Origin of the sequence: Frankia gtarii, assembly GCF_025403375.1 — a bacterium.
In the GTDB taxonomy this organism is placed as follows: Bacteria; Actinomycetota; Actinomycetes; order Frankiales; family Frankiaceae; genus Frankia; species Frankia gtarii.
Map to the genome: position 1 here is coordinate 1 of NZ_JAMPTM010000272.1, position 9,004 is coordinate 9,004.

Annotated in this window: 8 protein-coding genes; 6 read left to right on the plus strand and 2 right to left on the minus strand. The window is 70.9% G+C overall.

The window, feature by feature from the left end; genetic code table 11:
* The 5 genes from NBZ83_RS26610 to folE form a co-directional block, all read left to right on the plus strand.
* Nucleotides 1-323: D-alanyl-D-alanine carboxypeptidase (locus tag NBZ83_RS26610; protein ID WP_261576015.1), on the plus strand; the 323-nt coding region annotated here is incomplete at its 5' end.
* A 106-nt stretch (nt 324-429) separates the two neighbouring features.
* Nucleotides 430-1,545, plus strand: a complete 1,116-nt coding sequence (locus NBZ83_RS26615) for a zinc-dependent metalloprotease (RefSeq protein WP_261566907.1) — start codon at nt 430-432, stop codon at nt 1,543-1,545.
* An 88-nt stretch (nt 1,546-1,633) separates the two neighbouring features.
* Nucleotides 1,634-3,427: a hypoxanthine phosphoribosyltransferase gene (hpt, locus tag NBZ83_RS26620; RefSeq protein ID WP_438803168.1), complete on the plus strand. Its 1,794-nt coding sequence runs from the start codon at nt 1,634-1,636 to the stop codon at nt 3,425-3,427.
* A gap of 217 nt (nt 3,428-3,644) precedes the next feature.
* The gene (gene ftsH / locus NBZ83_RS26625) at nt 3,645-5,843 is read left to right on the plus strand and encodes an ATP-dependent zinc metalloprotease FtsH (RefSeq protein WP_261566881.1); all 2,199 of its coding nucleotides are present in this window, start codon (nt 3,645-3,647) and stop codon (nt 5,841-5,843) included.
* Nucleotides 5,840-6,595, plus strand: a complete 756-nt coding sequence (folE, locus tag NBZ83_RS26630) for a GTP cyclohydrolase I FolE (RefSeq protein WP_261576016.1) — start codon at nt 5,840-5,842, stop codon at nt 6,593-6,595. The genes ftsH and folE overlap by 4 nt, the downstream gene beginning before the upstream one ends.
* 45 nt (nt 6,596-6,640) lie before the next feature.
* On the opposite strand, the gene hisG is transcribed toward folE, so the two are convergent.
* Together hisG and NBZ83_RS26640 are read right to left on the minus strand one after the other, a co-directional pair.
* Nucleotides 6,641-7,489 carry an ATP phosphoribosyltransferase gene (hisG, locus tag NBZ83_RS26635; RefSeq protein WP_261566880.1) on the minus strand — a complete coding sequence of 283 codons (849 nt, stop codon included), beginning with the start codon at nt 7,487-7,489 and terminating at the stop codon, nt 6,641-6,643.
* Nucleotides 7,490-7,529: 40 nt separating this feature from the next.
* Complete coding sequence (locus NBZ83_RS26640) at nt 7,530-7,994, minus strand: phosphoribosyl-ATP diphosphatase (protein WP_261576017.1); 465 nt, start codon at nt 7,992-7,994, stop codon at nt 7,530-7,532.
* A gap of 131 nt (nt 7,995-8,125) precedes the next feature.
* On the opposite strand from NBZ83_RS26640, the gene NBZ83_RS26645 reads away from it, so the two are divergent.
* Nucleotides 8,126-8,923 (plus strand): HAD family hydrolase, encoded by a 798-nt coding sequence (locus NBZ83_RS26645; protein WP_261566878.1) that lies wholly within the window; start codon nt 8,126-8,128, stop codon nt 8,921-8,923.
* Nucleotides 8,924-9,004 lie beyond the last annotated feature (81 nt).

Genomic DNA, 9,004 nt, shown 5'->3' on the forward strand with positions numbered 1-9,004 from the left:
GGCCCGCCCTGCGAACCGTGCTGACCGGCCTGCCGGTCGCCGGCTTCTCCGGCACCCTGAACGACCGCTACGCCACCGCGGACACGGCGCCCGGCGCGGGCGACGTCCGGGCCAAAACCGGCACGCTGCGCAATGTCAGCAGCCTCGCCGGCCAGCTCGTCGACGCCGACGGGCGGCTGTTGCTGTTCGCCTTCCTGTCCCCGGCGGAGGAGGCGGGCGGTACCAAGGCCGCGCTCGACCGGGTCGCGGCGGCGCTCGCCGGCTGCGGCTGCCCCGCGCCGGCACCGGCCGCACGCGGCGCGCCGACCGTCCCGGCCCGCTGAAACGGTGGCGATCCCCGGAACCGACCGGCCCGGCCGGAGCCCGCGCCGCGCCCCGGGGTCGGCGACGCGGGAGCAGAGCGACGGCCGGCCCGGTACGCTCGGATTCGTGGACGCCGAGCTGGTCGACTGGGAACTCGCCGTGACGACGGCGAGGAGGCTGGTCCGCCCCGGCCCGCAGATCGCCCGGGAGCAGGCCGGCGAGGTCGTCGCCGAGCTCCGCCGCCTCGCGGTGGAAGCCGAGCGGCACGTGGAGGACTACACCCACCTCACGCCCGTCGGCGCCATCACCCCCATCAACGTCGTCGACCGGCCCGAATGGGTGCGTTCCAACGTCGCCGGTCTGCGGGTACTCACCACGCCTCTGCTCAGCAAGCTGTCCGATCAGCAGCGAGGCACCTTCTCCACTGCCATCGGTCGGCGGGTCACCGGCATCCAGCTCGGCACGGCGCTGGCCTACCTCGCCGGCAAGGTACTGGGCCAGTACGAGGTGTTCCTGCCGCCCGAGGAGTACCTCACCGGCCCCGGCGGGGAGTCGGCCACGCCGGACGCGGTCGGTCGGCTGAGCCTTGTTGCGCCCAACATCGCCCATGCCGAGGCCACGCTGGGCGTCGTGCCGCGTGACTTCCGAATGTGGGTCTGCCTGCACGAGCAGACCCATCGGACCCAGTTCACCGCCGTGCCGTGGCTGCGGTCCCACCTGGAGTCCGAGATCACCGCGTTCATCGAGGCCACCGATCTCGATCCGGACGTCCTGGCGGACCGGGTCCGCTCGGCGGTGGCCGCGGTACGCGGGGCGGTGTTCGACCGCGGCGCCGACAGCCCGAGCGTGGTCGAGGCACTACAGACCCCGGCCCAGCGGGCGGTGCTCGACCGCCTCCAGGCGATCATGACGCTGTTGGAGGGCCACGCGGACCAGGTAATGGATGCCGTCGGGCCCCGGGTGGTCCCCACCGTGGCCGATATCCGGTCGAAGTTCGAGGGCCGCCGTGACGGCGGCTCGCCGCTCGACCGGTTCATCCGCCGCCTACTCGGGCTGGACCTCAAGTTCCAGCAGTACCGCCAGGGCGGTGCCTTTGTCCGGGCCGTCGTCGCCGAGTCCGGGGTGACGGGCTTCAACACGGTCTGGGAGTCACCGACGACGCTCCCGACCCGCGCGGAGCTGGCCGATCCCACCGCATGGATGCAACGCGTCCTGGGTAGTCGCCCGTCGATTTCGGCGTGACGGTCGTGGTCCGCTGGACGCCCTCCTGCGCGTCCAGCTGTCGGCCGACGCGGTGACCCGGTCTGCCACCGGCGGTGACCACCCCGATGTGGCTTCCGGGCCGCCCGGCACCTCACCCGCCCGGCCGGCACGAGCCGGCCGAGCGCCGGATCCCGCGGTGGCCGCGGTCCGGCTCGCGGTCCGCAACGCGGTCGCCGATCTCGACCCGGGTGAGCTGGTGCTGGTCGCCTGCTCCGGCGGGCCGGATTCGCTGTCTGTCGCCGCGGCGCTCGCCTTCGTGGCCCCCCGCCGGGCCCTGCGAGCCGGGCTACTGGTGGTCGATCACGGCTGGGATCCCGATTCGGCCGAGCGCGCACGCGGCGTCGCCGAACTGGGACGAGTCCTCGGGCTGCGCCCCGTGGAGGTCCTTACCGCGCACGCGCCGCGATCGGAGGGCGCCGCCCGCGATGCCCGCCGCGGCGCGCTGCTGGCCGCGGCCGACCGGTTGGGCGCCCGCGCGGTGTTGATCGGTCACACCCTGGACGATCAGGCCGAGACGGTGCTGCTGCGGCTCGCGCGGGGCTCGGGGGCCCGCTCGCTCGGCGGGATGCGCCCGCGCGACGGCCTGCTGCGCCGCCCGCTGCTGCACCTGCGTCGCGCTCAGACCCGGGCCGCCTGCCTCGCCGAGCGGCTGCCGGTCTGGGACGATCCAACCAACGAGGATCCGGCGTTCGCCCGGGCACGGGTGCGTCACCGGGTCCTGCCGCTGCTGGAGGCCGAGCTCGGACCGGGCATCGCCGAGTCCCTGGCCCGCGGCGCCGAGCTGCTGCGGGCCGATGCGGACGCGCTGGACGCGGCGGCCACCGATGCCTACGCCGCGACCGTCACCGCCGCCGTCATCGCACCAGGCGGCCCGGGTTCGGGCCCGAGGAGCGGTCCAATCACCGCTGCGGCCTCCGGTTCGACCGGCGGGGAGGTCGGCTTCGGCGTGGCGGCCCTGGCCGCCCTGCCCGCCGCGATCCGCGGACGCGTGTTGCGCCGGGCCGCACTCGACGTCGGCGCCTCGGCCTCGGCGTTGCGCGCCGAGCACGTCTGGGCGGTGGAGGAACTCGTGACGCGCTGGCGCGGCCAGAAACCCGTGCCGCTGCCGGGTGGTGTCCTCGCCCGGCGCTGGGCGGACCGGATCACACTCACCGGACCAGTGGCTCCGCCGTGGCCACCCGCCGGACCCGCCGGCCGTGGGCCGGATCCCGCCGCAGCGGCGTACCTCGAGGAGGACGATCAGGTGAGTCAGTCCGCGACGACGACACCCGATGCCGGCAGCCCCCACGACCGCCCGCCGGCGGCCGCGACGCACCCCGACATCGACGAGGTCCTCGTCACCGCCGACGAGATCGCCGCGAAGATCGCGGAGCTCGCGGCCCGGGTCGACGCCGACTATGCCGGCCGGGAGATCCTCCTGGTCGGCGTGCTCAAGGGCGCCGTGATGGTGATGGCCGATCTCTCCCGGGCCCTTACTGTGCCGCTGACCATGGAGTTCATGGCCGTCTCGTCCTACGGGTCGTCGACTTCCTCCTCCGGGGTGGTGCGCATCCTCAAGGACCTGGACCGCTCGATCGAGGGCCGCGACGTGCTCGTCGTGGAGGACATCATCGACTCGGGCCTGACCCTGTCGTGGCTGCTGAAGAACCTGCGCTCGCGCGGGCCCGCCTCACTGGAGGTGCTGGCCCTGTTCCGCAAGCCGGAAGCGATCACGGTCGACGTGGACGTCCGGTATGTCGGCTTCGACATTCCCAGCGCCTTCGTCGTCGGGTACGGGCTTGATTACTCCGAGTACTATCGGACGCTCTCCTTCGTCGGGACCCTGACGCCCGCGGCGATCGAGCGCGGGGCCCCGGCCTGAGCGATCCGGGCGGCGCAGCCCGGCGTCGAGACCGCGGGTGCACCCCCGTGCGCCACCAGATCGTCCAGCCCGGAACAGCGCGGCCTGCCGGTCCGTTGGTCGGATGTACGCGCGGTGAGACGCGCGCACCGGCGGTACCCTCGGCACAAGGGAATCCCGATCGAGGGCAGTACACACGTCAGGAGGGTGGAGCGCTCGTGTCCGGCGCTCCAGACAGATGACTCCAAGAAGAATTTTCCGCAGCTGGGTGCCACTGCTGCTCCTGGTCCTGTTCGTGATCATTCTCACGACCGGTGTCCTCTCGGGTCCCAGTGAGTACGGCAAGCGAGACCTGAACTTCGTCCAGCAGCAGATCGACGAAGGCCGGGTGACGAAGGCCAAGATCGAAGACTCGAAGCAGCTCATCCAGATCCAGACGAAGGACGGCCGGAAGTTCGAGTCGTCCTATGTCACTGAACAGGGTGTCGTTCTCGCCAATGAGCTGCGGAACAAGCGCGTCGCCTACGACGTCTCCGTCGATCGCGGAAACATCCTGGTCTCCCTCCTGCTGAACCTGCTGCCTGTGCTGCTGGTGGTCCTGCTTCTGTTCTTCTTCATGAACCAGATGCAGGGCGGCGGCAACCGGGTGATGAACTTCGGCAAGTCCAAGGCCAAGCTGGTGAGCAAGGACACGCCGAAGACGACCTTCACGGACGTGGCCGGCGCGGACGAGGCGATCGAGGAGCTCCAGGAGATCAAGGAGTTCCTGGAGAACCCGAGTAAGTTCCAGGCAATCGGCGCGAAGATCCCCAAGGGTGTTCTGCTCTACGGCCCGCCGGGCACCGGTAAGACCCTTCTGGCCAGGGCCGTCGCCGGCGAGGCCGGCGTGCCGTTCTACTCGATCTCGGGTTCCGACTTCGTCGAGATGTTCGTCGGTGTCGGCGCCAGCCGAGTTCGGGACCTGTTCGAGCAGGCCAAGGCGAACGCGCCAGCGATCATCTTCGTCGACGAGATCGATGCCGTCGGTCGTCATCGCGGTGCCGGGCTCGGCGGCGGACACGACGAGCGCGAGCAGACCCTCAACCAGCTCCTCGTCGAGATGGACGGGTTCGACGTCAAGGGTGGCGTCATTCTCATCGCGGCGACGAACCGGCCCGACATCCTCGACCCGGCGCTGCTTCGGCCCGGCCGTTTCGACCGCCAGATCGTCGTCGACCGCCCGGACCTGCTGGGCCGCGAGGCCATCCTGCGGGTGCACGCCAAGGGCAAGCCGATCGGTCCGGATGCCGACCTGATGGTCATCGCCCGGCGCACCCCGGGCTTCACCGGTGCGGACCTGGCCAACGTGCTGAACGAGGCCGCTCTGCTCGCGGCCCGGTCCAACCTGAAGTTCATCTCCTCGGCGCTGCTGGAGGAGTCGATCGACCGGGTGATGGCCGGCCCGGAGCGCAAGACCCGGGCGATGAGCGACAAGGAGAAGAAGCGCATCGCCTACCACGAGGGCGGGCACGCCCTCGTCGCGCACGCGCTTCCGAACTCCGACCCGGTACACAAGATCACAATTCTGCCTCGGGGCCGCGCACTCGGTTACACGATGCAGCTCCCGCTGGAGGACAAGTACCTGTCGACCCGCTCGGAGATGCTGGATCGGCTCGCCGTGCTCCTCGGTGGCCGCACTGCCGAGGAGCTGGTGTTCCACGACCCCACTACCGGGGCCAGCGATGACATCGAGAAGGCGACGCAGATCTCCCGGGCAATGATCACTCAGTACGGGATGAGCGACAAGCTCGGCGCAATCAAGTTCGGCAGCGAGAGCAGCGAGGTCTTCCTCGGCAAGGAGGTCGGGCACCAGCGCGACTACTCCGAGGAGGTCGCCAGCGAGATCGACGTCGAGGTTCGCCGGCTCATCGAGGCCGCGCACGACGAGGCCTGGGAGATCCTGGTCACCTACCGCGACGTGCTCGACAACCTCGTGCTGCGGCTGATGGACACCGAGACCCTGAGTAGGGACGACGTCGCGGAGGTCTTCGCGACTGTGCAGAAGCGGCCGGTGCGCGGCACCTACACCGGCGTCGGTCGGCGCATCCCCTCGGACCGCCCGCCGGTGCAGACCCCGGCCGAACTGGGGCTGGTTCCCTCCGGCGTCGCCGACCTGGTGAAGGACCCCGGTCACGGCAACGGAGCCACCGGCCGCACGGGCAACGGTGCGCCGGGTGCGCCCGGGACGGATCCGGCCGGGCACGGTAATCCGGTTGGTCCGGGCGGGAACGGGAATGGCAGCCCCGGTGGGCACGGTTATCCCCAGGGATCGGGTTATCCGCAGGGCCAGGGCTCCCCGGCTCCCGCCGGCGGCGAAGGTCCGTCCGAGGGCCCACGGATCGCTAACCCATGGGCCCCGCCGAGCTGGCCAAACGACGACGACAGGAGACGCCGTTGACGTCCGATTTCCCCGAGGCGTTCACGGATGAGCGGGTGGGTTCCGGCGCGTCACCAGAGGTGAATGGCGCCGAATCGGACGGCTTCGCCCTCGCCGGTTCCAGCACGCCTGGCAACGGCGCGGCCACTGAGGCCTCCCCGGCTTCGCCAATCCGCGGTCGGGGCCGGCCGCAGCAGGTACGCCCGTTCGATCACGACCGGGTGGCCCGTGCCGTGCGCGAGCTGCTCATCGGGATCGGTGAAGACCCGGACCGCGAGGGTCTACAGAAGACGCCGGATCGCGTCGCACGGGCCTATCGCGAGGCGGTGGAGGGACTGGGGCGGGAACCGTCCGACGTTCTGACCACCGTCTTCGACGAGGGCCACGACGAGATGGTGCTGGTGCGCGATATCGACTTCTCGTCGCTGTGCGAGCACCACCTGGTGGTGTTCTCCGGCCGGGCGCACGTCGCCTACATCCCGAACGACAGGGGCCAGATCACCGGCCTGTCCAAGCTGGCCCGGCTGGTGGATCTCTACGCCCGCCGGCCGCAGGTCCAGGAGCGGCTGACCTCCCAGGTCGCCGACGCCCTCGTCGACGTGCTGGAACCGCGCGGGGTGATGGTCGTCGTCGAGGCGGAGCACCTGTGCATGTCGATGCGGGGGGTGCGCAAGCCGGGTGCCACCACGGTGACCTCCGCGGTGCGCGGCCAGTTCCTCAGCACCGCGACGCGCAGTGAGGGCATGTCACTGATCCTGGGCAGCCGCCGCTGATCCACCCCGGGGAGGAGTGGAGGCGAACGACGGCGGCAGGGGGCGTTACAGCCGGCAGGCCTGGATGCTGGAGACGAGGATTCCGCGGGCGCCCAGGTCCCACAGGTCGTCCATCGTGCGGTTGACCTCCGCGCGGGGCACCATCGCCCGCACGGCGACCCACTCCTCCCGCTGCAGCGGCGATATCGTCGGCGATTCGTAGCCAGGCGTGATGTCACACGCCTTCTCCAGCACCGCGCTCGGCACGTCGTAGTCCATCATCACGTACCGCCGAGCGACGAGGACGCCCTGCACACGGCGCAGCAACCGCTCATGCGCCGTGGACAGCTCCGCCCCCCGCTTGGCGATGACGATGGCTTCGGACCGCAGGACCGGCTCGCCGAGCAGCTCCAGCCCGGCGGCCTGCAGCGTCCGGCCGGTCTCGACCACGTCGGCGACCGCGTCCGCGACCCCGAGCCGCACCGCCGTCTCCACCGCGCCATCGAGGGTCACGATGTTCGCCGGGGTGACGCCGCGGCCGGCGAGGTCCGCCCGCACCAGCGCCGGGAACGACGTGGCGATCCGCTTGCCCTGCAGCTCCGTCACGTCCGCAAGCGCCCCCTCCGGGGCGGCGTAGTGGAAGGTGGCGTGCGCGTACCCGAGCGGCAGCAGCTCCGCCGCGGCGGCGTTGCTGTCCAGGAGCAGGTCGCGACCGGTGATTCCGAGATCGAGACGCCCCGAACCGACATAGACGGCAATGTCGCGCGGCCGCAGGAAGAAGAACTCGATGTCGTTCTCGACATCGGTGATAACCAGCTCCGCGGACTCACGCCGGGCATTGTAGCCGGCGTCTGCGAGCAACTGGCTGGAGGCCGCAGAAAGCGACCCTTTGTTCGGAACCGCAATACGAAGCATCGTCACTACTCAGCGTCTACGGGGAAGGACAGGGGGGTGATCACAGGTGGGAGTATACGTCGTCGAGGGAAAGACCCAGCGAAATCATGAGGAGCTGACTCCAGTAGAGCAGCTGGGAGATCTCCTCCGCGGCCCGTTCGCGACCTTCGTGCTCGGCCGCCATCCAGGCCTCGGCGGCCTCCTCGACAAGTTTCTTACCGAGATGATGAACGCCCTTGTCGAGAGCGGCGACCGTTCCCGAGCCGGACGCCCGGCGCTGCCATTTGTCGGCAACCTCAGCGAAGAGTTCGTCGAATGTTTTTCCGCTGACTGTATTCGCCCCGGTGGCAGTGGGCGTACTGCCGATCGCCGCGCCGGGATCGTCGGCGGTACCGCCGGGACTGAGCGGATCCCCGTCCGCCCCGGGTCGGGAGAGACGACCGGACGGCGACGACCCGGGCCGATCGGCAGGAACCATGCTCGGCATGCTACCTGTCACCGGGTCGTCGACATCCGCGCCGAACACCTGCAACGGTCACGGACACCGACAGCCCTGGCCGGAGGTGGCCGGAGTTCCCGCGCCGCCGGCCCGCGGTCGGCGGCGATGCTGGCGGATTCCGCCGTGTCCGCGACGCGTTGCTGGTTGACTGGGTCACTGTGTTCTCGCCTGCTCTCGTCGCCACCGATCTGGACGGGACGCTGATCCGCAACGACGGCACCGTCTCGGCGCGTACCCGCGCGGCCCTGCGGCGGGTGGAGCGCTGCGGGGCGACCGTCGTGTTCGTCACCGGGCGGCCGAGCCGGGTGATGGCGGCCGTCGTGGCGCAGACGTCGGCCTCCGGCCTCGCGATCTGCGCGAACGGAGCGCTCGTGTTCGACCTGGACTCGGGCGTGCCGGTCAGCCACCGGTACCTGGAGCAGGCCACCGCGCTGCGGCTGGCCCGCGCCATCCGCGCCGCGGTGCCGGACGCGGCGTTCGCCGTGGAAAGCGGCGTCCGGTTCGGCCGGGAACCGGCCTTCGAGACGATGTGGCCGGATCCCGAGGAGCTGGTCGCGGCGTTCCCCGAGCTGCTGCTGGCCCTGCCGGCGACGAAGCTACTGGTCCGCCGCGGGGGTCAGCCGTTCACCGAGGTGTACGACGCAATCGTCGCGCTTGCCGGGACGGACGCCGTGGTCACGACGTCGAGCGTGGACCTCGTCGAGATCGCCGGGCCGGGGGTGTCCAAGGCCGTGGCGCTGGCGGAGCTCGCCGCCGAGCGGGGAATGACCGCCCGCGACGTCATCGCTTTCGGTGACATGCCGAATGACCTGCCGATGTTCGCCTGGGCCGGGTACTCGGTCGCCGTCGCGAACGCCCACCCGGACGTCCTCGCCGCCGCCGACGAGATCACCGCGTCCAACGACGAGGACGGGGTGGCGGTCATCCTGGAGCGGCTGTTTCCGGCGGTGGGGTGAGATCGTCGCCCCGGGTGGGATCGGCCTGCGCCGGGGCGGTGTTCGCGGCGGTTTGGGTGGTCGCGGGGTCCGCGCTGGCGG

What these genes read in the sequence shown, in the direction of transcription:
- ftsH (WP_261566881.1), top strand. Translation starts at nt 3,645, where the DNA reads ATGACTCCAAGAAGAATTTTCCGCAGCTGGGTGCCACTGCTGCTCCTG.
- hisG (WP_261566880.1), bottom strand. Translation starts at nt 7,489, where the DNA reads ATGCTTCGTATTGCGGTTCCGAACAAAGGGTCGCTTTCTGCGGCCTCC.